The sequence below is a fragment of the Dyella ginsengisoli genome, assembly GCF_044904665.1.
In the GTDB taxonomy this organism is placed as follows: domain Bacteria; phylum Pseudomonadota; class Gammaproteobacteria; order Xanthomonadales; family Rhodanobacteraceae; genus Dyella_A; species Dyella_A ginsengisoli.
This window is the reverse complement of record NZ_JADIKM010000003.1, coordinates 188,989-211,768: the sequence shown is the minus strand read 5'-3', so window position 1 is coordinate 211,768 and position 22,780 is coordinate 188,989. Positions and strand designations below refer to the sequence as shown.

24 protein-coding genes and 1 tRNA gene are annotated in these 22,780 nt (G+C 69.5%); 12 read left to right on the top strand and 13 right to left on the bottom strand.

Annotation, left to right across the window (positions count from 1 at the left end):
- Nucleotides 1-102: 102 nt before the first annotated feature.
- Nucleotides 103-1,488, bottom strand: coding sequence for a histidine--tRNA ligase (gene hisS / locus ISP17_RS11000; RefSeq protein ID WP_404633058.1), 1,386 nt, complete (start codon nucleotides 1,486-1,488; stop codon nucleotides 103-105).
- Between the two features lie 152 nt (nucleotides 1,489-1,640).
- On the opposite strand from hisS, the gene ISP17_RS10995 reads away from it, so the two are divergent.
- A tRNA-Pro gene (locus tag ISP17_RS10995) sits at nucleotides 1,641-1,717 on the top strand.
- A gap of 121 nt (nucleotides 1,718-1,838) precedes the next feature.
- On the opposite strand, the gene ISP17_RS10990 is transcribed toward ISP17_RS10995, so the two are convergent.
- Nucleotides 1,839-2,663, bottom strand: a complete 825-nt coding sequence (locus ISP17_RS10990; RefSeq protein WP_404633056.1) for an alpha/beta fold hydrolase — start codon at nucleotides 2,661-2,663, stop codon at nucleotides 1,839-1,841.
- Between the two features lie 45 nt (nucleotides 2,664-2,708).
- On the opposite strand from ISP17_RS10990, the gene ISP17_RS10985 reads away from it, so the two are divergent.
- Nucleotides 2,709-2,984 (top strand): hypothetical protein, encoded by a 276-nt coding sequence (locus ISP17_RS10985; RefSeq protein WP_404633054.1) that lies wholly within the window; start codon nucleotides 2,709-2,711, stop codon nucleotides 2,982-2,984.
- A 43-nt stretch (nucleotides 2,985-3,027) separates the two neighbouring features.
- Here the strand turns inward: ISP17_RS10985 and ISP17_RS10980 are convergent, their stop codons facing one another.
- On the bottom strand, nucleotides 3,028-3,660 hold the full coding sequence (locus ISP17_RS10980) for a response regulator transcription factor (RefSeq protein ID WP_404633052.1): 633 nt from the start codon (nucleotides 3,658-3,660) through the stop codon (nucleotides 3,028-3,030).
- Entirely contained in the window at nucleotides 3,657-6,689 is a 3,033-nt protein-coding gene (locus tag ISP17_RS10975; RefSeq protein WP_404633050.1) for a sensor histidine kinase, read from the bottom strand. The genes ISP17_RS10980 and ISP17_RS10975 overlap by 4 nt, the downstream gene beginning before the upstream one ends.
- A gap of 215 nt (nucleotides 6,690-6,904) precedes the next feature.
- On the opposite strand from ISP17_RS10975, the gene ISP17_RS10970 reads away from it, so the two are divergent.
- The 9 genes from ISP17_RS10970 to ISP17_RS10930 all read left to right on the top strand — a co-directional run bounded on the left by ISP17_RS10970 (nucleotide 6,905) and on the right by ISP17_RS10930 (nucleotide 14,744).
- Nucleotides 6,905-7,264, top strand: a complete 360-nt coding sequence (locus ISP17_RS10970) for a hypothetical protein (RefSeq protein WP_404633048.1) — start codon at nucleotides 6,905-6,907, stop codon at nucleotides 7,262-7,264.
- A gap of 249 nt (nucleotides 7,265-7,513) precedes the next feature.
- On the top strand, nucleotides 7,514-7,993 hold the full coding sequence (locus tag ISP17_RS10965; RefSeq protein WP_404633046.1) for a helix-turn-helix domain-containing protein: 480 nt from the start codon (nucleotides 7,514-7,516) through the stop codon (nucleotides 7,991-7,993).
- An 85-nt stretch (nucleotides 7,994-8,078) separates the two neighbouring features.
- Nucleotides 8,079-9,938, top strand: a complete 1,860-nt coding sequence (locus ISP17_RS10960) for an amidohydrolase (RefSeq protein ID WP_404633044.1) — start codon at nucleotides 8,079-8,081, stop codon at nucleotides 9,936-9,938.
- 8 nt (nucleotides 9,939-9,946) lie between these two features.
- Nucleotides 9,947-11,392, top strand: a complete 1,446-nt coding sequence (locus tag ISP17_RS10955) for an alginate export family protein (RefSeq protein ID WP_404633042.1) — start codon at nucleotides 9,947-9,949, stop codon at nucleotides 11,390-11,392.
- 44 nt (nucleotides 11,393-11,436) lie between these two features.
- A complete protein-coding gene (locus ISP17_RS10950; protein WP_404633040.1) occupies nucleotides 11,437-12,180 on the top strand; it encodes a YoaK family protein in 744 nt (247 codons plus the stop codon).
- Nucleotides 12,181-12,324: 144 nt separating this feature from the next.
- Nucleotides 12,325-13,026, top strand: a complete 702-nt coding sequence (locus ISP17_RS10945) for a hydrolase (protein ID WP_404633038.1) — start codon at nucleotides 12,325-12,327, stop codon at nucleotides 13,024-13,026.
- A 72-nt stretch (nucleotides 13,027-13,098) separates the two neighbouring features.
- Nucleotides 13,099-13,398 (top strand): DUF1427 family protein, encoded by a 300-nt coding sequence (locus ISP17_RS10940; protein WP_404633036.1) that lies wholly within the window; start codon nucleotides 13,099-13,101, stop codon nucleotides 13,396-13,398.
- Nucleotides 13,395-13,796, top strand: coding sequence for a DoxX family protein (locus ISP17_RS10935; RefSeq protein WP_404633034.1), 402 nt, complete (start codon nucleotides 13,395-13,397; stop codon nucleotides 13,794-13,796). Before ISP17_RS10940 ends, ISP17_RS10935 begins: the two co-directional genes overlap by 4 nt.
- Nucleotides 13,797-13,820: 24 nt before the next feature.
- Nucleotides 13,821-14,744: a glyoxalase gene (locus ISP17_RS10930; protein WP_404633032.1), complete on the top strand. Its 924-nt coding sequence runs from the start codon at nucleotides 13,821-13,823 to the stop codon at nucleotides 14,742-14,744.
- 48 nt (nucleotides 14,745-14,792) lie between these two features.
- On the opposite strand, the gene ISP17_RS10925 is transcribed toward ISP17_RS10930, so the two are convergent.
- The 3 genes from ISP17_RS10925 to ISP17_RS10915 all read right to left on the bottom strand — a co-directional run bounded on the left by ISP17_RS10925 (nucleotide 14,793) and on the right by ISP17_RS10915 (nucleotide 16,470).
- Complete coding sequence (locus ISP17_RS10925; protein ID WP_404633030.1) at nucleotides 14,793-15,065, bottom strand: DUF4242 domain-containing protein; 273 nt, start codon at nucleotides 15,063-15,065, stop codon at nucleotides 14,793-14,795.
- 41 nt (nucleotides 15,066-15,106) lie between these two features.
- Nucleotides 15,107-15,529, bottom strand: coding sequence for an SRPBCC family protein (locus ISP17_RS10920; protein WP_404633028.1), 423 nt, complete (start codon nucleotides 15,527-15,529; stop codon nucleotides 15,107-15,109).
- Nucleotides 15,530-15,660: 131 nt separating this feature from the next.
- Nucleotides 15,661-16,470 carry a ferritin-like domain-containing protein gene (locus ISP17_RS10915; protein WP_404634292.1) on the bottom strand — a complete coding sequence of 270 codons (810 nt, stop codon included), beginning with the start codon at nucleotides 16,468-16,470 and terminating at the stop codon, nucleotides 15,661-15,663.
- A gap of 90 nt (nucleotides 16,471-16,560) precedes the next feature.
- Between ISP17_RS10915 and ISP17_RS10910 the strand changes: the two genes are divergently transcribed.
- A complete protein-coding gene (locus ISP17_RS10910; protein ID WP_404633026.1) occupies nucleotides 16,561-16,950 on the top strand; it encodes a VOC family protein in 390 nt (129 codons plus the stop codon).
- An 18-nt stretch (nucleotides 16,951-16,968) separates the two neighbouring features.
- Here ISP17_RS10910 and purF read toward each other — a convergent pair whose 3' ends face one another.
- The 6 genes from purF to ISP17_RS10880 form a co-directional block, all read right to left on the bottom strand.
- A complete protein-coding gene (gene purF, locus ISP17_RS10905; RefSeq protein WP_404633024.1) occupies nucleotides 16,969-18,444 on the bottom strand; it encodes an amidophosphoribosyltransferase in 1,476 nt (491 codons plus the stop codon).
- A gap of 29 nt (nucleotides 18,445-18,473) precedes the next feature.
- On the bottom strand, nucleotides 18,474-19,190 hold the full coding sequence (locus ISP17_RS10900) for a CvpA family protein (protein ID WP_404633022.1): 717 nt from the start codon (nucleotides 19,188-19,190) through the stop codon (nucleotides 18,474-18,476).
- A 31-nt stretch (nucleotides 19,191-19,221) separates the two neighbouring features.
- Nucleotides 19,222-20,253 (bottom strand): SPOR domain-containing protein, encoded by a 1,032-nt coding sequence (locus tag ISP17_RS10895; protein WP_404633020.1) that lies wholly within the window; start codon nucleotides 20,251-20,253, stop codon nucleotides 19,222-19,224.
- An 89-nt stretch (nucleotides 20,254-20,342) separates the two neighbouring features.
- Nucleotides 20,343-21,629 (bottom strand): bifunctional tetrahydrofolate synthase/dihydrofolate synthase, encoded by a 1,287-nt coding sequence (folC, locus tag ISP17_RS10890; RefSeq protein WP_404633018.1) that lies wholly within the window; start codon nucleotides 21,627-21,629, stop codon nucleotides 20,343-20,345.
- 24 nt (nucleotides 21,630-21,653) lie between these two features.
- Nucleotides 21,654-22,250 carry a GNAT family N-acetyltransferase gene (locus ISP17_RS10885; protein WP_404633016.1) on the bottom strand — a complete coding sequence of 199 codons (597 nt, stop codon included), beginning with the start codon at nucleotides 22,248-22,250 and terminating at the stop codon, nucleotides 21,654-21,656.
- A gap of 4 nt (nucleotides 22,251-22,254) precedes the next feature.
- Entirely contained in the window at nucleotides 22,255-22,662 is a 408-nt protein-coding gene (locus ISP17_RS10880; protein ID WP_404633014.1) for a ketosteroid isomerase-related protein, read from the bottom strand.
- Nucleotides 22,663-22,780 lie beyond the last annotated feature (118 nt).

The window sequence follows — 22,780 nt, the reverse complement described above, 5'->3', positions numbered from 1 at the left end:
TGAAAAGCCGCCGCGCGAACCACCTCGGGTGGTCGCAGCGACGGCGCATGCTCGGGGTTGCGATGATGGCGGGCAAGCTGCGCCGCGCCATCGCAAGCTGGTTCAGCCCATCACCGCCGCCTGCTCCAGCTCCACCCGCAGCGTCTTGATCAGCTCGCCGCGCGCCACCTCGAACTGATCCTCGCGGCGCAGATCCTTCACCGTGACCACGCCCTTGGCCAGTTCGTCCTCGCCCAGCACCAGCACGAAGCGGATGCCGGCGCGGTCGGCGTACTTGAACTGCTTGCCGAGCTTGCCGGCCTCCAGCACCACCTCGGTGGCGATGCCGGCGCTGCGCAGCTCGTTGGCCAGCGCCAGGTAGGCGGGCAGCTGGGCTTCGTCCATCTGCGTCACCAGCACGTCCACCGTGCTCTGCGCGGTGTTGACCAGGCCGGCGTCGCGCAGCTGCCAGTACAGCCGGGTCAGGCCGATCGAAATGCCCACGCCGGGCAGCTTCGACTTGGTGTACTGGCTGGCCAGGTTCTCGTAGCGTCCGCCGGAGCAGACCGAGCCGATCTGCGGGTGGTCGTTGAGCGTGGTCTCGTAGACAGTGCCGGTGTAGTAATCGAGGCCACGGGCGATCGAGAGGTTGAGCGCGTAATGCGTCTCCGGCACGCCGAAGGCGTGGATCAGGCCCAGCACTTCCTTCAGTTCGGCGCGGCCCTGCTCCATCGCCTCCGGGCCTTCGCCCAGCGCAGCAAGCTTGTCGAAGGCGTCCTGCAGCGAGGTGGAGCGCACCTGCACGAAGGCGAGAATCTGGTTGGCCACCCCGGAGCTGAGGCCAAACGCCTCGCCGGTAAGCGTATCGCGCACGTAGTCGGCGCCACGCTTGTCCAGCTTGTCCACCTCGCGCAGCACCAGCATCTGCTGCTCGGCGTCGGCGATGCCCAGCTTCTCGAAATAGCCGCGCATAAGCTTGCGGTTGTTCATCTGGATGGTGAACGCGCCCACGTTGAGCTCGCGGAACACGCTGTAGATCACCGCCGGCACCTCGGCGTCGTAGCGCACCGACAGGCTGTCCTTGCCGATCACGTCGATGTCGCACTGATAGAACTCGCGGAAGCGGCCGCGCTGGGCGCGCTCGCCGCGGTACACGCGCTGCATCTGGTAGCGGCGGAACGGGAAGCTGAGGTCGCGCTCGTGCTCGGCCACGTAGCGGGCCAGCGGCACGGTGAGGTCGAAGCGCAGCGCCAGTTCCGGCACGCCGTCGGCGTCCTTCTCGGCGTTCAATGCACCGGTAGACTGCACGAAATACACTTGGCGCTCGGTCTCGCCGCCGGTCTTGGTCAGCAAGACGTCGGAGTATTCGATCACCGGCGTTTCGATCGGCAGGAAGCCGAAGCGCTCGTAGTTGCGGCGGATCACGTCGAGCATGCGCTGGAACGCGATCTGGTCGAGCGGCAGCAGCTCGAGCACGCCGGGCATGGTGCGGGCCGGGGTAAGCGCCATGGAATCCTCTGCTTTGCGGTGACGGGTGGCCGTGAAACGGCAGCCCTCAAGATTAGCAGATGGCCACCTCGCCTCCCCGCCCCGCGGGCGCTTGCGACACCCCGCCCCCTGTTGCCAAGACCGAGGGTCATCGCTAGAATGCGCGGCTCCCACGGGGTGTAGCTCAGCCTGGTAGAGCGCTACGTTCGGGACGTAGAAGTCGCAGGTTCGAATCCTGTCTCCCCGACCAAAAATTCGACAAAAAGGCCACCCTCGCGGGTGGCCTTTTTGTTTTTCCTTCCATGGTCACGGACGCCTCGGCGGCGTGCCGGGAACCGTTCTCGCCGCGAGCGGCGAGAACGGCCATGCGCTCAGCTCTTGAAGAACGCCAGCAGGTCAGGGTTGATCACCTCCGGCTGGGTGGTGCACATGCCGTGCGGGAAGCCCTTGTAGGTCTTCAGGGTGCCGTGCTTGAGCAGCTTGACCGACAACATCGCCGAGTCGGCGATCGGCACGATCTGATCGTCCTCGCCGTGCATCACCAGCACCGGCACGTCGATGGCCTTCAAATCCTCGGTGAAATCGGTTTCCGAGAATGCCTTGATGCAGTCGTAATGCGCCTTGATGCCACCGGACATGCCCTGACGCCACCAGTTGCGGATCGTGCCCTCGGAGATCTTGGCGCCGGGACGGTTGAAGCCGTAGAACGGGCCGGTCGGCACGTCCAGGTAGAACTGCGCGCGGTTGGCCACCAGGGCGCTGCGGAAGCCGTCGAACACTTCCATCGGCAGGCCACCGGGGTTGGCCGGGGTCTTGAGCATGATCGGCGGCACTGCGCCGATCAGCACCGCCTTGGCCACGCGTCCCTTGCCGTGGCGCGCCACGTAGCGGGCCACCTCGCCACCGCCGGTGGAGTGCCCGACGTGGATCGCATCCTTCAGGTCCAGATGCGCGGCCAGCGCGGCGACGTCGGCGGCATAGGTGTCCATGTCGTTGCCGGTGTCGGTCTGGGTGGAGCGCCCGTGGCCGCGGCGATCGTGGGCGATCACGCGGTAACCGTGCAGCAGGAAGTACATGATCTGCGCGTCCCAGTCATCGGAAGACAGCGGCCACCCGTGGTGGAACACGATCGGCTGGCCGTGGCCCAGGTCCTTGTAGAAGATCTCGGTTCCGTCCTTCGTCTTGATGCTTGGCATGGGTGATTCTCCTTGGGTGGATGCGATGGGGGAATGCGTTGAACGATGCGTCGCGAAGCCGCCGGCCGACGCGGCGGCCGGCAGCACGATCCCTGCGGCGGCGGCGGTAGCGCCGGCGATCATCAACTTGCGGCGATTCATGTCGACATCGTCTGCGTCAGGGCGCTCGGCCATGGCTTGACTCCTCAGCTGGAAAAAGACCGGCCCCGGATGGGCGGCACGCGCGACGGCGATACCGTCTCCCTGCCCTGGCCGTCGGCGCGGCGCGCCAGCGGCATGGCCCCCTTGATGAGGCCAGGCATCGGGTGTTTCGAACGGTAGGAGGCGCGCGGGCTGGCGGCTTGGACGCGATTGCGGTGTTCGGTCAGGAATTGAGGATGCCGCGACGCAACGCGATGGTGACCGCATGCGTGCGGTCGTTGGCACCCAGCTTGGCGAGGATGCTCTTCATGTGCGCCTTCACCGTCTCCTCGGAGATGCTCATCAGCGTGGCGACGGCCTTGTTGGAATTGCCCGAGGCAACGCACGAGAGCACGGCCACCTCGCGCGAGGTGAGCGCATCGTCCACCGCGTGACCGGCGATCTCCGCGGCGATTTCCGGGGGAATGCTGCGGTGGCCGGCGTGCAGCTGGCGGATCGTCTCCAGCAGCTCCTTGCGCAGGGCGCTCTTGAGCATGTAACCCTGGGCACCGGCCTTCAGCGCTCGCAGTGCGCGGGCATCGCCCTTGTAGGTGGTCAGCACCAGGATCGTTGCGGCCGGAAACTCGCGGCGGATCGCCACGATCGCCTCGACGCCGGCCATGCGCGGCATCTGCAGGTCCATCAGCACCACATCGGGGCGGTGCGCGCGGAATTGCTGCAGGGCCTCGTAGCCGTCGCTGGCCTCGGCCACCAGCACCATGTCCGGCTGCCCTTCGATCACCGCCGCGATGCCCTCGCGCAGCATCGGATGATCGTCCACCGTCAGGATGCGTATCGGCTTGTCCGAACTCGTCACGTCTCTCTGCCTCCGCTCACCAGACGCCGCATCCAGCTCGTCCACGATGCCTTGGCGCGACCATGCGCCACCGTGGCCGGCACCCGCACCTCCACCTCGGTACCGGACTCGGGGCGGCTCCACACGTTCATCCGCGCGCCCATGGCACTCGCCCGTTCGTGCATGCCCACCATTCCCCAATGACCCGAGCGTCCCCCTGCCGCCACGATCGCCGGATCGATACCGATGCCATTGTCGCGGATGCGCAGGCACAGCTCGTCCATTCCGTAGTCGATCTCCACCTCGATCTCGCTGGCGCGGGCGTGCTGGAACGCGTTGACCAGGGCCTCGCGGCTGATGCCGTGGAGCTCGTCGCGCACCAGCGGATCGATGGCTCGCACAGAACCGTACACCACCACCCGGAACGCTGTGTTACAGGCTCCGGCAAGCTCTTCGCCGAGCTCCAGCAGGGCATGCGGAAGGTCCCGTCCTGCCTCGTCGCTGCTGCGCAGGTCGCGCACCCGGTCGCGGCCCTCCACCAGCACCTCGTCGGCGCGGTCCAGCGCCCGCTCCAGCAGCGCGCGCGTGGTGGAATCGGTCGGTACGCGCTCGGCGGCCGCCTGAAAACACAACACCACCCCCTGCACGCCCTGCAGCAGCGTGTCATGCAGCTCGCGGGCGATCCGCTCGCGCTCGGCGTGCCGCTCTTCCAGTCGTCCGCGCACGCGTCTGGCCACCTGCCGCGAGCGCAGCACGAAGAGCGCGGCCACCAGCAGGACCCCGAGCAGCACGCCGAGCGCGGCAAACCAGCGCGTCTGGTAGAACATCGGCCGGATCGTGAAGTCGAGCCTGGCGCCCGCGTCGCTCCACACGCCGTCGTCGTTGGCGGCCATCACGCGAAACACGTAGCGCCCGGGTCCCAGGTTGGCGTAGTAGGCCTCGCGCCGCCCGCCGGCGTCCTGCCAGCGGTCGTCCACGCCATCGAGGCGGTAGCGGAAGCGCACGCGGTCGGGCATCGACAGGCTGGTGGCGGTGTAGTCCAGCCGCACGTTGGCGACGCGAGGCGGTAGCTCCAGCGCCGCCGCAGCCACTGTATAGACCCGACCGTTCGCCGTGAGCGAACGCAGCAGCACCGGCGGCGGCAGGCGGTTGCGGTACAGGTGCCCCGGATCGAGCCAGGCCACGCCCTGGTTGGTGGCGAACCACACGCGTCCCTGCGCGTCGGCCACGGCGCTGGGCACCGCGATCGCCTGCAGGGCGATGCCCGGCAAGCCGTCGCGATCGTCGAAAACGGTGACCTCGGCGTGCCGCGAGGCCTGCGCGAACCCGCGGTCCAGCGAACTGGCGTCGATGCGCACCACGCCGCGACTGGCGTTCACCCAAATATCACCGTTATTCGCGCGCGCGATGCCGGAGATGCCGGTGAGCACGTCGATGCCCGCCATCGACAACGACTGGAACCCTCCGGCGGTGGATCGCGCCAGCCCCGACTCACCGCCCACCCACACCGCGTCGCCGGCGGCGGTGAGCGTGGTGACGTTGCCCACGCGCAGTCCGTCCACCGACGAAAAGCGCCTTACCGTGTCACCGTCCAGCCGCGCCAGCAGACTGCCTGGATAGCCGAACCAGATCCGGCCGGCGGCGTCCATAGCCATCGCGGTGGGCGTCAGCGTGGCAAGTACCGGATCGCCATCCCAGTGCCGCCAGCGCTCACCGTTCCAGTGGAATGCGCCGCGGTTGAGCACGGCGATCCACAGGCCGTCGGTGGCATCGGCGGTCAGCGCCTGGATGTTGCCGCGCGCCGCGTCGTCGGGCAGCGGAATCGCGCGCAGCACGCCGCGTTCCAGCTTCCACAAGCCGCTCTTGCTGTTGAGCCACAGCGCGTCGTCGGGCGCGGCATGGATATCGAGCGCATCAGGGAAGGCGCCGGGGACGCGCGCGGCGCCGCGACGGTCGATGCGGAACAGCGCGCCGTTGTTCGCCACCCACACCGCGCCGCGGCGGTCGACCGACACCCCGTAGTGCGACGACGGGCTCAGCACGATGTCCGGCAGCACCTTCACGTTGTTGATGCGGAAGCTGTCCAGGCCGAGGTTGGTGCCGACCCACACGTCGCCCTCGACGTCCTGCACCATCGGCACGGCCACATCGGAAGTCAGCCCGTTGCGCCGCTTGAACACCCAGCGCAGGTCCGTTGCACCGAGCGAGCGGCCGTCGCTGATCTCGCGCAGCGAACGCGTGCGGTACACACCGCCGTCGTTGGCGTCGGTACCCCACAGATGACCCGCGCGATCGAACAACAGGCGCTTGACCCGCGCGAAAGCACCGGGCGTGGGCTGGCGCGCCGACGCGGCCACATGCGGGTGGTCGGCCGACAGACCCGGCAGCGCACGCGTGCCGTGCAGCCCGTCAGACAGCCACAGCGTGCCGTCCGGCGCGTAGCCCAGCACGGCCTGGCGATCCACTTTTTCGCCGGTCGACTCGAACCGGCGCGCGCCCCTGCGCAGGAACACCAGCTCCTCGCCCGTCACCACCCACAACGTACCTGCGCGGTCGAACACGAGCCAGTCCGCCCGCGCGGCCGGATAGCCCCAGGCCGCGTCGATATGCTGCCAGCGCCCCTCGGCAAAGCGCATCAGTCCGCCGCCGGTGGCAGCCCACAGATGGCCGTCCGGATCGCGGGCGAAAGTCTGCACCATGCCGCCGGGAAATCCCTCGCGCGGGCCGTAATGCACGAAGTGGCCGCCCTTCAGCACGCTGGCACCGCCGTTGTAGTAACCGATCCACACACTGCCGTCGGGCAGCATCGTCAAGGCGGTGATGTTGCTGGACGGCAGCGACGCGCCAGCGGGCAGCGCCGCACGCTCGAAGCGCACGCCATCAAATTGATACAGCCCGTTGCCGGTGCCCAGCCAGAGGAAGCCGCGTGGTCCCTGCGCCATGGCCCAGATGTCGGCGGGCGCGCCGTCCTTCACGGCCCACGCGGCGTGATGCCACTGCGGCGCGAGCAGCGCATCCGCTGCGGCCGGTGCGGCGGCATTCGCGGCCATCGATGCCAGCCACAGCACGCACGACAGCAGCCCATATCGCCAGGGAAAGGTCCGTATCCACCGCACGTTGTTCGCACCACGCCACGCAAACCCACTAGATAGGTCGATTGCCGCGACAGGGCCTCCCCCAAATGGGGGAGCGGCGGCCTACCCCTTGCGGATTTACCGCTCGCCGCACGCTGGCTAGCCTCGTCAACGTGCAACGCCTCTACACCATGTTTCCTGACGGACGGCCCGGCATCGGCCTGGCCCTGGTGCGCGTGGCGCTGGCGGTCGCCACGCTGGTCGAAGCTGACGCGGCGGGCCGCGCGCTGGCCCTGCCGTGGCTGCTGCCGGCGGTCGCCGCGGTGGCCATCGCGCTGGGATTGGGGCTGCTGGCACCGATCGCCAGCGTACTGGCCTTGCTCGCCAGCGGCGCCGCCTTGCGCCGTGCCGATGGCCTGGACGCGTGGATCTGCGCGCTGGCGATGCTCAACGCACTTGCACTGTTCCTGCTTGGTCCCGGCGCCTACTCGCTCGACGCGCGCATCTACGGGCGCCGGCTCGTGGTCATGCAGGACGACGACGAGCCCTGAGCTCGGCATCAGAGCGGGCTGCGCCGCGGCGCACGCCGACGCATGCACGGCGGGTGCCGGCGCCATGCCACCACGCCGCCCGCCGCCGCTGCCATCACCCGATCGAGTGAGTGCATCGCTACGCGAATAGGGCTGCCGCGTCGGCGCCATGCCGACCAATCTGTGCGTCGGGAACACGGAGTCGGGAGCACGGACGTTCCCGCTCCCGCCTCCGGCGCAACGCGCCGACCACGCCCAGGGGTACGCACCATGGACTACGCATCGTTCCGCAGCAGCCCGTTCGATGAAGACGGCCACGCGACCGACAGTCCCGCCGCATGGAACACGGCGCCTGCGCCTCAGCTCGACGGGGCGCGTGGCGGCGAGGAAACCGCGACACGCGGGCTCAACAGCGCAGCGATGCAGCGCGTGCAGACCTTCCTGCAGCACAACCTGGCCGAACGCTTCACCCTCAGCGACCTGGCCAACGCGGCATGCATGAGCCGCTTCCACTTCGCCCGCATGTTCCGCCTGAGCTTCGGCGTCAGCCCGATGGAATACGTGATGCGCGAACGCGTGGAATACGCCAAGACGCTGCTCGCGCGGCGCGAGCAGTCGGTGGCCAGCATCGCGGCCACGCTGGGTTTCTGCGACCAGAGCCACTTCACCCGCTCGTTCCGGCGCATCACCGGCTGGCCGCCGTGCCGCTTCGTCGCGCACCGCGAAAAGGCTCAACGACGCGCCGGCTGACCGCAACACGGTGCAAGCCCCGCCATGCACTGGCGTGACATCGTGGAAGACGACCCACGCGATGCACTCGCCCACGGAGTTCCCCATGTCCGATCTGATCGTCCGCAACGCGCGCATCACCACGCTCGATCCCGGCCTGCCCGATGCCACCGCCCTGGCGGTGAGCGACGGCGTGATCGTCGCCATCGGTGACGAGTCGACGGTGATGGCGCAACTGTCGGCGCATACGCAGGTGATCGACGCGCAGGGCCGCCGGCTGATTCCCGGCCTCAACGACAGCCACACCCACCTGATCCGCGGCGGCCTCAACTACAACCTTGAGCTGCGCTGGGATGGGGTGAACACGCTGGCCGACGCGATGGCGATGCTGCGCGCCCAGGTCGCCCGCACGCCGGCGCCGCAGTGGGTGCGCGTGGTGGGCGGCTTCAGCGCCACGCAGTTCGTCGAGAAGCGCCTGCCCACGCTGGACGAGATCAACGCCGCCGCCCCGGACACCCCGGTGTTCATCCTGCACCTGTACGACCGCGCCCTGCTCAACCGTGCCGCGCTGCGCGCCTGCGGCTATACCAAGGACACTCCGGACCCGCCCGGCGGACGGATCGAGCGCGACAAGAACGGCAACCCCACCGGCCTGCTGCTGGCCAAGCCCAACGCGATGATCCTCTACGCGACGCTGGCGATGGGGCCGAAGCTGCCGCCGGAGTACCAGCTCAACTCCACCCGGCACTTCATGCGCGAGCTCAACCGGCTCGGCATCACCTCGGTGATCGACGCCGGCGGCGGCTTCCAGAACTATCCCGACGACTACGCCATCGTGCAGAAGCTGCACGCCGACGGCGAACTCACCGTGCGCATCGCCTACAACCTGTTCACCCAGAAGAAGGGCGGCGAGCTGGAGGACTTCGACCGCTGGACCAAGCTGCTCGTGCCGCGCCAGGGTGACGACATGCTGCGCCACAACGGTGCCGGCGAGATGCTGGTGTTTTCCGCCGCCGACTTCGAGGATTTCGTGGAGCCGCGGCCCGAGCTGCCCCAGGGCATGGAAGGCGAGCTGGACGACGTGGTTCGGCTGCTGGTGCGCAACCGCTGGCCGTTCCGCATCCACGCCACCTACGACGAGAGCATCAGCCGCGTGCTCGACGTCTACGAGCAGGTCAACCGCGAGATCCCGTTCGACGGCCTGCACTGGATCATCGACCACGCCGAGACCATCACCGACCGCAATATCGACCGCGTGCGCGCGCTGGGCGGCGGCATCGCCACGCAGCACCGCATGGCCTACCAGGGCGAGGCGTTCGTGGAGCGCTACGGTGTGGCGGCGGCGCGGCGCACGCCGCCGATCCGCCGCATGCTGGAAGCGGGCGTGCCGGTGGGCGGCGGCACCGACGCCACCCGCGTGGCCAGCTACAACCCGTGGGTGGCACTGCACTGGATGGTCACCGGCCGCACGGTCGGCGGCCTGGCCCTTTACGACGAAAGCAACCTGCTCGACCGCGAGCAGGCGCTGCGCCTGTGGACCCACGGCAGCGCCTGGTTCTCGCATGACCATGACCACAAGGGCCGGCTGATCGTCGGCCAGCTGGCGGACTTCTGCCTGCTGTCGGCCGACTATTTCAGCGTGCCGGACGCAGCCATCCCCGACATCGCCAGCGTGCTCACCGTGGTGGGCGGCAAGGTGGTGCACGGCGACGGCGAGTTCGGTGGCTTTGCGCCCACCCTGCCGCGGCCGATGCCGGACTGGTCGCCGGTGCGCGCGTTTGGCGGCTACCAGGGCGGCACGCTGGCGCAGGCGCGCGCCGCGTTTGCCGGCGCCCATCGCCACGCGCACGACAGCGCGTCGGGGTGCCACGTGCATTGCGGCGGGCACGCGGCCCGGCACCAGGCGCCGAGCGCAGATCTGCGCGGCTTCTGGGGCTCGCTCGGCTGCGCCTGCTTCGCGTTCTGATGCGGTGGTTGTCCGCCCGTCGTCGTGTCCGTCCGGCGTCGGCGTGCCGCGCACTCGCGTGCGGGCTGGCCTGCGCGGCCGGGCTCACCGTCGCCGAGGCCACGTTCGCCGACGCGCTCTCCGCATCGCAGACCGCTGCCCCGGCACGCCCGGCGATCGCCTTCCACCGCTGGCAGGAAGACTGGTCGGTGCTGGCCGATCCGGCGCTGCGCACGCAACCGCTGGACCGCCTGAAGTACCTGCCGCTGGGTGGCTCACCCGACCGCTATCTTTCGCTCGGCGCCAACCTGCGCGAGCGTTTCGAATCCAACGACGCGGCCGGCTTCGGCACCGCGCACCGCTCCGCCGACAGCCGCCTGCTGCAGCGCGCACAGCTGCACGCCGACCTGCGCTGGGGACCGCACGTGCAGGTCTTCACCCAGCTGGAGGATGCCCGCACCGCCGGCGCTGCCCGGGTCGGCCCGGCCGATGCCAACCGGCTCGATCTTCGCCAGGCCTTCGTCGCGCTCAACGGACCGGCGGGCGGCGGCACCTGGAAGCTGCGCGCGGGCCGGCAGGAAATGGGCTTCGACCTGCAGCGCTTCGTCGCCGTGCGCGACGGCCCCAACGTGCGCCAGGCGTTCGACGCGCTGTGGCTGAACTGGGAGCGCGGACCGTGGCGAGTCATCAGCTTCGCCAGCCAGCCGGTGCAGTACCGCAGCGCGCGCACCTTCGACGACTACTCCAACGGCCACCTGCGCTTCGGCGGATTTCGCGTCGAACGCCAGCGGGTCGGGCCGGGCGATCTGGCCGCCTACGTGGCGCACTACCGCCGCGACGACGCGCACTTCCCCGGCGTGTCCGGCGACGAGCGGCGCGACATCCTCGACCTGCGCTACGCCGGCCAGCGCGGCGGCCTGGACTGGGACCTCGAGGCCATGCGCCAGACCGGGCGCGTCGGCACCAAAGCCGTGCGCGCCTGGGCCACCGGCGCGCGGCTGGGCTACACGTGGGACCAACCCGCCTGGACACCGCGCCTGGGCCTGCAGCTGGACAGCGCCTCCGGCGACCGGCACGCCGGCGACGGTCGCCTCGGCAGCTTCAATCCGCTGTTTCCCAACGGCTACTACTTCACCCTCGGCGGCTACACCGGCTACGCCAACCTGCTGCACGTGAAGCCCTCGATCACCGTGCATCCCACCGCTCGCCTGGACGTACTGGCCGCGGTCGGCTGGCAGTGGCGGCAGACCACCGCCGATGCGGTGTATCTGCAACCGGACGTACCGGTTCCGGGCACCGCCGGGCACGGTGGCCGGCGCACCGGCAGCTACACCCAGCTGCGACTGGACTACCGCGTCAGCCACCAGCTCCACACCGACCTGGAATGGGTGCATTACCGCGTCGCCCCAGCGATCCGCCAGGCCGGTGGACACGATGCCGACTATCTGGAACTGGAACTCAGCTTCGGATGGTGAGCGCCCACGGTCCTTTCCGTCCTATCCACCCGAGGTTATCCCCCATGCGCCATGCCCTGACCATCGAACAATTCGGCCTGAGCTTCGTCGCCGGCTACGCCGACACGCTGAGCTTCATCGCCATGAGCGGGCTGTTCACCGCCCACGTCACCGGCAACATGGTGCTGGCCGCGGCCCATCTCAGCGGACAGGGCGACAACCTCGCCGTGGCGAACCTGGTGATGATTCCGGTGTTCATGGCGATGGTGGGGCTGGTGGCGCTGCTGGCGCGCAGCCGCCTGTTCGCCGGGCATCCGTCGACGCGCATGATCGGCGCCTTCATGGCGCTTCAATTCGTGCTGCTGGTGGCGTTCTGGGTGGCCGGCGTCGCCATGACGGCCCACGCCGGTTTTCCGCTTGCCACCACCTCGACGGTGATCCCGGTCGCCGTGCTGGGCGTGGCCGCGCTGGCGGTGCAGAACGCGCTGCCGCGCCTGACCGGCCTGCAGCGCCTGCCGACCACGGTGATGACCGGCAACCTCACGCAGTCGTCGATCGATCTGGTTGGCTGGACCGTCGCATGCCTGCGCGGCCAGCCGGGCGCACGCGCCGAAACCAGTGCGCGCATGCGACTGATGGCGCCGGGCGTGGCCGGCTTCTTCGTCGGTGCCGCGGTGGCCGCGCCGATGACCGCATGGCTGCATTTCCACGCGCTGGCGGTGGCCTGTGCGGCACTGCTCGCCACGACGCCGGCCGTGCTCGCCGGCGCGCGCGCCGCATCGGCAGCCAGGGCAACGACGCACGAATGATGACGGCGGCGATCCACGTGCGTGACAAATCGGCACGCTCGTCCAATCCGTCCCACGCCGGCACCGACACCATGTGAGCCATCGCGCGCAGCACTGCGCAGCAACCCCATCTGCCTCCATCCACGGCGCACGGAGAACCTGCCCATGTCCTCGACCACCCACCGTCCCAAGCTCAGCGAAAAGGGCCTGCTCACGCCCGACAACTGCGTCGTCACGCTGATCGACCTGCAACCGCAGATGCTGTTCGGCGTGTCCAGCCATGACCGCCAGGCGATCATCAACAACAACCTGATCCTGGCCAAGGCGGCCAAGGTGTTCGGCGTGCCGGTGGTGCTCACCACAGTGGAGACCAAGGCATTCAGCGGCAACATGTGGCCGCAGATCTACTCGGTGTATCCGAACGATCCGGTGATCGAGCGCTCCAGCATGAACTCGTGGGACGACGCCGGTTTCGTCGCCGCCGTCGAGAAGACCGGCCGCAAGAAGGTGGTGATGTCCGGCCTGTGGACGGAAACCTGCGTGGCGCTGCCGACCGTGCAGATGATCCACGACGGCTACGACATCCACGTCGCGGAGGACTGCTGCGGGGACATCAGCGCGCTGTCGCACGACAACGCGATGAAGCGGGTGATCCAGGCCGGCGCCAAGCCGGTCACCGCGCTGTCGGTGATGCTGGAGTGGCAGCGCGACTGGGCGCATCGCGGCACCTACGACGCGGTGATGGACATCGTGAAGACGCACTGCGGCGCCTACGGCATCGGCGTGGAATACGCCTACACCATGGTGCACGGCGCGCCGGCGACGAAGCATCCGGACTACGTGATCCCGGGCGCCGCGCACGCGTGATCACCGCCCGCCGACCGGCGCGCCGCACGCGTCGGTCGGCGGCCACCCTTGCGCCACAGGATTTGCCAAACCATGAAACCCTATCTCGTCTCGCTCGCCCTCGGCCTGCTGGTGGGCGTGATCTACGCGCTGTTCAAGGTGCGCTCGCCGGCGCCGCCGATGATCGCGTTGGTCGGCCTGCTGGGCATCCTGCTGGGCGAGCAGATCGTGCCGATCGCCAAGCGGCTGTTGTCCCGTGAGCCGCTCACCGTGTCCAAGGTCGCCGCCGAATGCCGCGAGCATGTGTTCGGCACGCTGCCGCAGAACGCGGCGCTCGATGCCATCAAGCCCGGCCGCGTCGCCGCGGCGGCGCGCGAGGACGCACGCTCGTGAGATCGACACTCGACTTTCTCGCCCGCGTCGGGCTGTGCCTTGCGTATGCGTACAGCGGGGTCAGCAAGCTCGTGGATTTCTCCGGCGCCACCGCCGAGCAGGCGCACTTCGGGCTGCAGCCGCCCGCGCTTTTCGCCATCGCCACGATCGCCGTCCAGCTGGCCGGCTCCGCGCTGGTGCTGTTCGCTTCCGGCCGCTGGCGGATCGCCGGCGCCGCTGCGCTGGCCGGGTTCACCGCCGCTGCCACGCTGATCGGTCACCCGTTCTGGCGCGAGAGCGGCATGGATCGCTTCCGCGACCTCAACAGTTTTCTCGAGCACGCCGGGCTGATCGGTGGTTTCGTGCTGGTGGCCCTGGGTGCCACGGCGCGATCGGCCGCGGCCCGCGCTCGTCCCTGATTCGTGCAGCCACGGAGCCACGCCATGAACTTCCTCGTCCCCTTTTATCGATTTCGCGGCCGCGTCGCCGCACTGGCCATGCTGCTCGCGCTCGGCGCCGGTCCGGCGATTGCGCAGGAGGCCGGCGTCGCGGTCGCCCCCCAGTACGACACCACGCACGTCTACGTCGCCCCGGCGGATTTCGACCGCTTCGTCGACAGCTTCACCGCCACCTTCGGCGGCAAGCCGTCCCCGCGCATCGTGACCAACGTGCTGCCGGTACCCAGCCGCAGCGCGTTGCAGTACGTGTGGACCCCGGCCGGCACGCTGTCGACGTTCGCGTTCCAGACGCCGATCCCGTATCCGTTCGGCCAGGAGCGCACCGGCTACCTCGTCACCGACATGGACCAGGCGATCCGCGAGGCGCGCGCGGCCGGCGCGGAGGTGGTGGTAGCACCGTTTAAGGACCCCATCGGCATCGATGCGGTGATCCAGTGGCCGGGTGGCGTGAAGATGCAGCTGTACTGGCATTTCACCGCCCCGCACTACGCGCCGCTGGACAGCGTGCCGGAGAACCGGGTCTACGTGTCGCCGGACCGCGCCGACGCTTTCGTGCAGGCCTTCGTGCGCTTCGCCCACGGCGAGGTAGTGGACGACAACCGGCGGGCCGATGCCGGCGAAATCGGCCGGCCCGGCGAGCGCTACCGGCGCATCCGCATCCGCTCGGCGTTTGGTCGCATGCAGGTGCTGGTGACCGACGGCCACCTGCCCTATCCGTTCGGCCATGAAGTCACCGGTTACGAAGTGAAGAGCCTCGGCGAAACGCTGGCCAAGGCGCGCGGCAAAGATGCGCGCGTGCTGTACGGACCATACGAGGCAGCCGACCGCCACGGCGCCATCGTGCAGTTCCCCGGGGGCTACGTGGCGGAAATCCACGACCTGCGTTCGCGCGTCCGCCCGGTGCGCTGACACCACCGCACCGCGGCTCGACGCGCCACGTCCGCGTCGCCGCGCAACCTACTCCGCCGTGGTCGGGTCGATCACGCTGTGGATCGGGGTGACTTTGTTGGCGGGGAAGCCGCCCTGCTTCGCGTGCTCGCGCACGGTCGCTTCGTCCGGAGCGATGTAGATGCAGTAGACCTTGTCGTCGGTGACGTAGCTCTGCACCCACTGGATGCGCGGACCCATGGCGTTGAGCACGCCGCAGGAAGTCTGCGAGATGCCCTTGAGCTGCTCGGCGGTGAGCTGGCCGGCACCGGGGATCTCGCGCTCGATGAGGAATTTCGGCATGGCGGCATATCTCCTGGGTTGAGGAGCGGGTGGTCGCGCGATCAGGCGACCGCGTACAGCTGGCGCAGGCCATCGAAGCCCATGCGGTAGATACCGGCAATCGCCTCGCGCGCCGCCTCGTCGCTGCTGCCGTGCGACTCGAAGGTGGCGGACCAGGTGACCCGGCAACGGCGGTCGTCCAGCGGATCGACCCGCACGGTGCTCACGTAGTCGGCCACCGGCAGCGGCGACTCGACGATGGTGTAGCGCAGCGAGCGATCCTCATCGCAGGACAACACCAGCCGCTCGCGCACGCTGCCACCACCCTTCAGATGCAGCACCCGCTCGGTGCTGCCGCCGTGATGGGCCAGTTCGCAACGCTCCACCACCGCCAGATAACGCTGCGCCCCGCCGAAATCGCCGAGCGTCTTCCAGACGGCATTGGCGGGCGCAGGCAGTTCAACCGACTCGGACACACTGAGCATGGGAGATCCTCCATGGAGTGACGTCGTCCGTCGGCAACGGGCCGTGTGGCCCACGGGCAGGACGGCGACTTCCCGAACCTACTCGGCCCTATCCGGAGACGAAAGCTGCAGCGCAACGGGCCGCGCCACATTCAGCCAGTGAGGGCGAGTGCCGTCAGCGCGTCCATCTCGGCCTCGTCGAAGCCCGCCTGCAATCGCGCCGCGCGGTTGAACGGGCCGCGCAGGCTGGCGCCCATGTAGGTGCGCAGCATGTCGATGAAGGTGGCGCGCGGCTCGATGCCGTCGCGTGCGCAGCACCAGTGGAACCAGCGCGTGCCCGCGGCGACGTGGGCCACTTCCTCGCGCAGGATCAGCTGCAGGATCTCCACCGTCCGATGATCCCCCGCACCGGTGAGGCGCTCGATCATGCCCGGCGTCACGTCCAGCCCGCGCGCCTCCAGCACGCGCGGCACCAGCGCCATGCGCGCGGTGTCGCGATGGGCGGTCTTCTCGGCCATTTCCCACAGGCCGTTGTGCGCATCGAAGTCGCCGTAGGCGTGGCCGAGCTCGGCCAGCCGCTCGCTCAGCAGGGTGAAGTGGCGCGCCTCGTCGTGCGCGCAGCTGGCCCAGTCGTGGTAGTAGTCCGCCGGCATGCCGCGGAAGCGGTAGACCGCATCCCAGGCCAGGTTGATCGCGTTGAACTCGATGTGCGCCACGGCGTGGACCAGTGCCGCGCGCCCTTCCGGCGTGCCGAGCCCGCGCTGCGGCACCTGCCGCGCGGAGACCAGCACGGGCCGCGCCGGGCGACCGGGTGCACCGATCGGCAGCGGCGCCGGCGCGGCTGCATCGGGCGCCAGCTCGCCGGCCTCCAGCGCCTGCCAGGTGGCGTGGGTCAGGCGCAGCTTTTCCGCCGGATCGGCGGCATCGAGGCAGCGCTTGGCGGCGGCGTGCATATCATTTATCACGGCAAGTCTGGAAGGGCGTCTGGGTCAATGGCCGAGGTAAGGCGAAAGCGGCATAGTCATCGCTCGTCATTCTCTTGGAGCCTACGCATGGATCGCCTCGCCACCATCGAAATCAAGGCCTTTGTCCCGGCGCGCGACTATGCGCTGTCGCGGCGCTTTTACGCCGACATCGGCTTCGAGGAGAAATCCGAGGGCGATGGCGTCGCCTATTTCGCAGCCGGCGAGTGCAGTTTCCTGCTGCAGGACTTTTACCGCCCTGGCCACGCCGACAACTTTGTCATGCATCTGCTGGTGGCCGACGTCGATGCCTGGCACCAACACCTGCGCAACGAGCGCATCGTCGAGCGCTACGACATCCGCCTTGACGAACCGGAGGACCGGCCGTGGCGCATGCGCGACTTCTGCATGACCGACCCCTCCGGCGTGCTCTGGCGCATTGCCCAGAACCTGGGCGGCCGCCCGCTTGCCGATGGTTGATGCCGACAAGCAGCGCTCTCACGCCGTACGGCGGGCGGCCTTGGCGTCGTCCGAACGCATCAGCTCGATCTGCTGCAGATACTCCTTCTCCAGGCCGGTGACGTACTCGCCGGAGAAGCACGAGGTATCGAAGTGCTTGAGGTCCTCGTTGCCGTCCTGCACGGCCCAGATCAGGTCTTCCAGGTCCTGGTAGATCAGCCAGTCGGCGCCGAGCTGCGCTTCCACTTCCTTTTCGGTCTGGCCGGCGGCGATCAGCTCGGTGGCCGACGGCATGTCGATGCCGTAGACGTTGGGGTAGCGCACCGGCGGCGCAGCCGAGGCGAAGTAGACGTTCTTGGCGCCGGCGTCGCGGGCCATCTGGATGATCTGCTTGGAGGTGGTGCCGCGCACGATCGAGTCGTCCACCAGCAGCACGTTCTTCTTGCGGAACTCCAGGTCCACCGCGTTGAGCTTGCGGCGTACCGATTTCACGCGGTCGCCCTGCCCCGGCATGATGAAGGTGCGGCCCACGTAGCGGTTCTTCACCAGGCCCTCGCGGAACGGCACGCCGAGCGCGCCGGCCAGCGCGCTGGCGGCGGTGCGGGCGGTGTCGGGGATCGGGATCACCGCATCGATGCCGTGATCGGGGCGCAGGCGCATGATCTTCTGCGCCAGCTTCTCGCCCATGCGCAGGCGCGCCTTGTACACCGAGACGTCCTCGATCATCGAATCGGGGCGGGCCAGGTACACGTACTCGAAGATGCACGGCGCATGCACCGCGCTCTCGGCGCAGTGGCGGCTGAACAGCTGGCCGTCGTCGGTGATGATCACCGCCTCGCCCGGCGCGATGTCGCGCACGCGCTTGAAACCGAGCACGTCCAGCGCCACCGACTCGGACGCCACCGCGTACTCGCGCCCTTCGCCGGTGACGCGCTCGCCCAGCACCAGCGGACGGATGCCGTTGGGATCGCGGAAGGCGATCAGGCCGTAGCCCAGCACCAGGCCGATGCAGGCGTAGCCGCCGCGGGCGCGGGCATGCACGCCGGCAACGGCCTTGAAGATGTGGTCCGGGGTGAGCGCCATGCGCTCCTGGATCTGCAGCTCGTGCGCCAGCACGTTCAGCAGCACCTCGGAGTCGGACTCGGTGTTGATGTGGCGGCGGTCCTCGTGAAACATCTCGCGCCGCAGCGACTCGGTGTTGATCAGGTTGCCGTTGTGCGCGAACGCGATGCCGTAGGGCGAGTTCACGTACAGCGGCTGCGCCTCGTCGGCGCCTTCGGAGCCGGCGGTCGGGTAGCGGCAGTGGCCGATGCCGATGCGGCCGCGCAGGCGGGCCATCGAGGTCTGGTTGAACACGTCGCGCACCAGGCCGTTGCCCTTGTGCAGGCGCAGGCGGGATCCATCCACGGTGGCGATGCCCGCGGCGTCCTGGCCGCGGTGCTGCAATACGGTGAGGCCGTCATAGAGCGCCGAGGCGACCTCGGTGATGCCGACAATGCCGATGATTCCGCACATGATGGTTTACGCCTGCGTGGGTGTTGCGATTACGGATGCGAGGACACGTCCGCCGGGTCCGCCTTGGCGGGGACCGCCGGCGAGGCCGCGGAAGACGGTGATGTGGGTGCGCCGGACGGCCCGCGCAAGGCGGCCTTCAGGTCGCCCAGCGAAGGCGTGGAGCCAGCGCCGCGCGCGTCGAGCATGTCGCGCACGCCCTTGAGGTTGGCCGCGCCGGACATCTCCGGCAGCTTCGGCAGGCCGTCCAGCACCTCGGGCGACGGGTGCAGGTAGCGCGCCGTGCTCGCCGGCAGGTGGTGCCCGACCGCGATCGCCACCGACTGGAACTGCGGCAGCAGTAGCGACTGGCGCCACCACGGCTCGCGGGTGACCGCGGTGAAGCCGAGCAGGAACACCATCAGCGCCACCAGTAGCACGCCGCGGGCGAAACCGAACAGCATGCCCAACGCGCGATCCGGACCGGACAACCCGGCGCCGGCCACCAGCCGGCGGAAGATCGCGTTGACCAGCGCGCCGACGATCAGCACCGCGACCACGCAGATGCCGTAGCCGGTGACCAGCCGCAGCTCGGGCGTGTGGATGCTGTGCTCGAAGTACGCGGCCACGCTCGGACCGAACGCCCAGGCGACCCAGATCGAACCGATCCAGATCGCCAGCGACAGCACCTCGGCCACCAGCCCGCGCCACAGGCCGATCAGCACGGACACGGCCAGCACGCCTGCGATGAAGTAATCGGTCCAGTTCATCCTGCGGCGGGTCCGGGGCGGCGGGCGTGGATCAGGGGACGCTGACGACGTTGCCGGCCAGACCAAGCTTGGACTTGATCTGGTCGCGCACGCGCTCGGCGTCACCACGCTGGGTCTGCGGCCCGGCGCGCACGCGCCAGAGCTTCTTGCCGCCGGCGGTCACCGAGTCGACGAAACCGTCGAAGCCGTTCGCACGCAGCTTGTCGCGCAGGGCATTGGCGTCGGACTGGCTGCTCATCGCGGCCACCTGCACCGCCCAGCCGCCGGCGCGCGCAGCCGCCTTGGGCGCCGTGCTGGCCGGCTCGTCGCCGGCCGGCGTGCTCGCACCGCTTTCCAGGCGCACCGGCACACCGGCGATGCTCTGGGTGATCTTCAGTCGCGCGCTCTCCGCGGCGGTGCGCGTGGCGAACGGACCCGCCTCCACCGCGGTGAGCGATTTGCCACCCTGCTGGATCACCCGGCTGCTCACCGGATAGCCCAGTTTCTGCACGCGCTGCATCAGGCTGCGCGCTCCGGCGCTGGACGCGTAGGCGCTGAGGCTCAGGCTGTAGTTGCCGCGTGCCGCGGTGGCCGGCGGCAACGCCGGCGCAGTCGCCTTGGGCGGCTCGGCCGCCGGCGCCCGCGACTTGATCACCGGCTCACTGGCGGTCGGCTTGACCGGCGCCGGCGCGGCGGCCGGCGGCTGGCTGGCCGGAGCATTCGCCGGAGCGGCGACCGCGGGCTCGGACGGCGCATTCGCCGGAGCGGCGGAAGTCGCCCCGTCGCCGGTCTCCACATCGGTGGGGCGGCGCGAGCGGATGTCGACCGTGGCCAGCTGGTCGCTGCTGCCATTGCCCGCCGCTGGGATGACCACGGCACCGGCACTGGCCGCCGCGGCCGGCGCGGCGGCATTCGGGTCCAGGCTCATGGTCTTGGTCTGCAGGTCGCGGTCCGGCGCCGGCGGAATGGCCAGGCTCACCGTCTGGTCGCCGGGAGCCGTGGGCGGGCTGCTCGGGAAGAACATCGGCACGAACAGCACAAGCAGCGCGATGAGAACAAAGGCTCCCAGCAGGCGAGTTTTCAAGACGGGCTCCAGGATGGGCGGGCGCGGCGCAAAGCGGCGGAATTATACCCGGCCTCGCCAGCTCTTCCGAAAATCGGTCCGTGCGTCGTTCAGGCGGCGCCGGATGCGAGCACCGCCGAGGCCACGAAGAACGAGCCGAAGGCGAGGATGCAGTCGCCCGGCTGCGCCGCCGCCCGCGCGGCCGCCAGTGCCGCCGCCACGCCTGCGTGAGCGTCGTGCGGCGCGCCCGGCAGCGCGGCCTGCAGGGTATCGACCAGCGACTGCACCGGCAGCCCGCGCGGCGTGTCGTGATTCAGTCCGGCCAGGTGCCAGTGGCTGATGCGCGGTCCCAGCGCGGCGAGCACGCCGGCCACGTCCTTGTCCGACAGCGCGCCGAACACGGCATGCACTCGGCCGTGCGGCGTGGCATCCAGCCATTGCGCCAGCGCACGCGCCGCCTGCGGGTTGTGGCCCACGTCGACGTACAGCGGCGGATCGCCACCCATGCATTGCAGCCGCGCGGCCACGCTCACGCGTCCCAGCGCCGAGGCCACCGTCCGCTCCGGCGAGTCACCGAGTACGCCGGCATCTAGCGCGTGCAGCACGGCGATCGCGGCGGCGGCATTGGCGTACTGCACCGGTGCGGCCAGCGCGGGATCAGGCAGCTCCATCACCGTGCCGTCGCGATGACACCAGCGCCAGCCGCGATCCAGCCGCTCGACGTGGAAGTCCACGCCCGCACGCTCCACCCGCGCGCCGATCGTGGCCAGCGCCGCGAGCAGTCCGATCGGCGGCTCCAGCTCGCCGACGATCGCCGGCCGCCCGGCGCGCGCAATGCCCGCCTTCTCGCGGCCGATGCTGTCGCGATCCGGCCCCAGCCAGTCCACGTGGTCGAGGTCGACCGTGGTGATCACCGCCACGTCGGCGTCGATGATGTTCACCGCATCGAGCCGGCCGCCCAGCCCCACTTCCAGCACGGCCACATCCACCCCGCCGCGGGCGAACAGATCCAGCGCGGCCAGCGTGCCGAACTCGAAATAGGTCAGCGGGATCGGCGCGTCCGGCCCCTGCATGCGCGCTGTCTCGATGCGCTCGAAAGCCGCCACCAGCGCGGCATCGTCCACGTCGTGACCGTCGATCCGCACGCGCTCGTTGTAGGCCAGCAGGTGCGGCGAGGTGAACGCGCCGGTGCGCCGGCCGGCGGCGTGCAGCATCGCTTCCAGCAGCGCCACGGTGGAGCCCTTGCCGTTGGTGCCGCCCACGGTGATGACGTGCCGCGCGATCCGCGGCGCGCCCATGCGCTGCCACACGGCGCGCACCCGATCGAGGCCCAGCTCGATGCTGCGCGGGTTCACGCCTTCCTGGTAGGCGAGCCATTCGGCGAGGGTGCGGGTCATCGGAGATCCGGTGGAGATAAGTCGTCAGGCGTCCAGCGGACGCAGCCAGAAGCGCAGGCGATGCGCGCACTCGGCCGCCGCGCCGATCTCGGTCCACGGCAGCGTGCAGAACAGGTCGTCCTGGCGCCGGTAGCCGCGCTTGGTCCAGAACGCGTCGTTGGGACGATGGCCGGGCGGGCAGCGCGGATCGTCCGCATCGCGTTCGACCGCGCAAAACGCCGTCCACGCGAATCCACCGAGGCGCCGCGCGTGCGCCTCGCGCTCGTCGAAGAAGCGATGGCCGACGCCCTGCCCGCGATAGTCGCGCAGCAGCACCGACTCGCCGAAATAGAACACCTCGTCCACCGCCATGCCACGCGCGCGAAACGGCGCCTGGAATGCCTCGCCGTCGTCGGCCAGCGGAATGCCGCTGGAGGCGCCGACCACCGTGTCGCCATCCAGCGCCAGCACGAACACGCTGCGCGGCGAGTTCGCATAGGCGGCCAGGTAGCGGCGCTCGTAATCGAGGTCGCCCTCGTACAGGTACGGCCAGTCGCGGAACACTGCGATACGCAGCCGCGCGAGGTCGTCCAGGTGCGGCGTTACCGCCGGGCCGACGCAGGTGATCACGCGCACGCTCATCGACTCAGCCGCCGGAAACCTGGGCGATCCAGTCGTTGAGGTTGTAGTAGTTGCTGACGCGGCTGATGCGCCCGTCGCGGATGTCGAAGAACGCGCCGCCCGGCAGCACGTAGCGCTGGCCGTGCGCGGGCGGCAGGCCCTCGTCGTCGGCGAGATAGCTGCCGTGCACCTCGTACTCGGCGGCGGCGCGCAGGCCGTCGGCGGAGGCCATCACCACGATCTTCTGCAGCTGTTCGCGGTAGCTCGCCTGCATGCGCGCAAGGAATGCGCGGAACGCCTCGCGCCCGTGCTCGCGGCCGCCCTGGTTCAGATCGTGCGCCACGTCGTCGGTGAGGCACGCCAGCATCGCCTCCCAGTCACCGCGGTTGAACGCCTCGTAGTAACGCTGGATCAGGGCGATGGTGTCGGACATGGCAGGCGCTTCCGGGTCGGGGGCAAGGCGCGAAGTCTAAGCCATCGCATCCACCCGCACGGCACCGGGCGCGTCGCTCCTGTCAGAGAAAATTCCGGATGAGCGCGCGGGTTCGGGC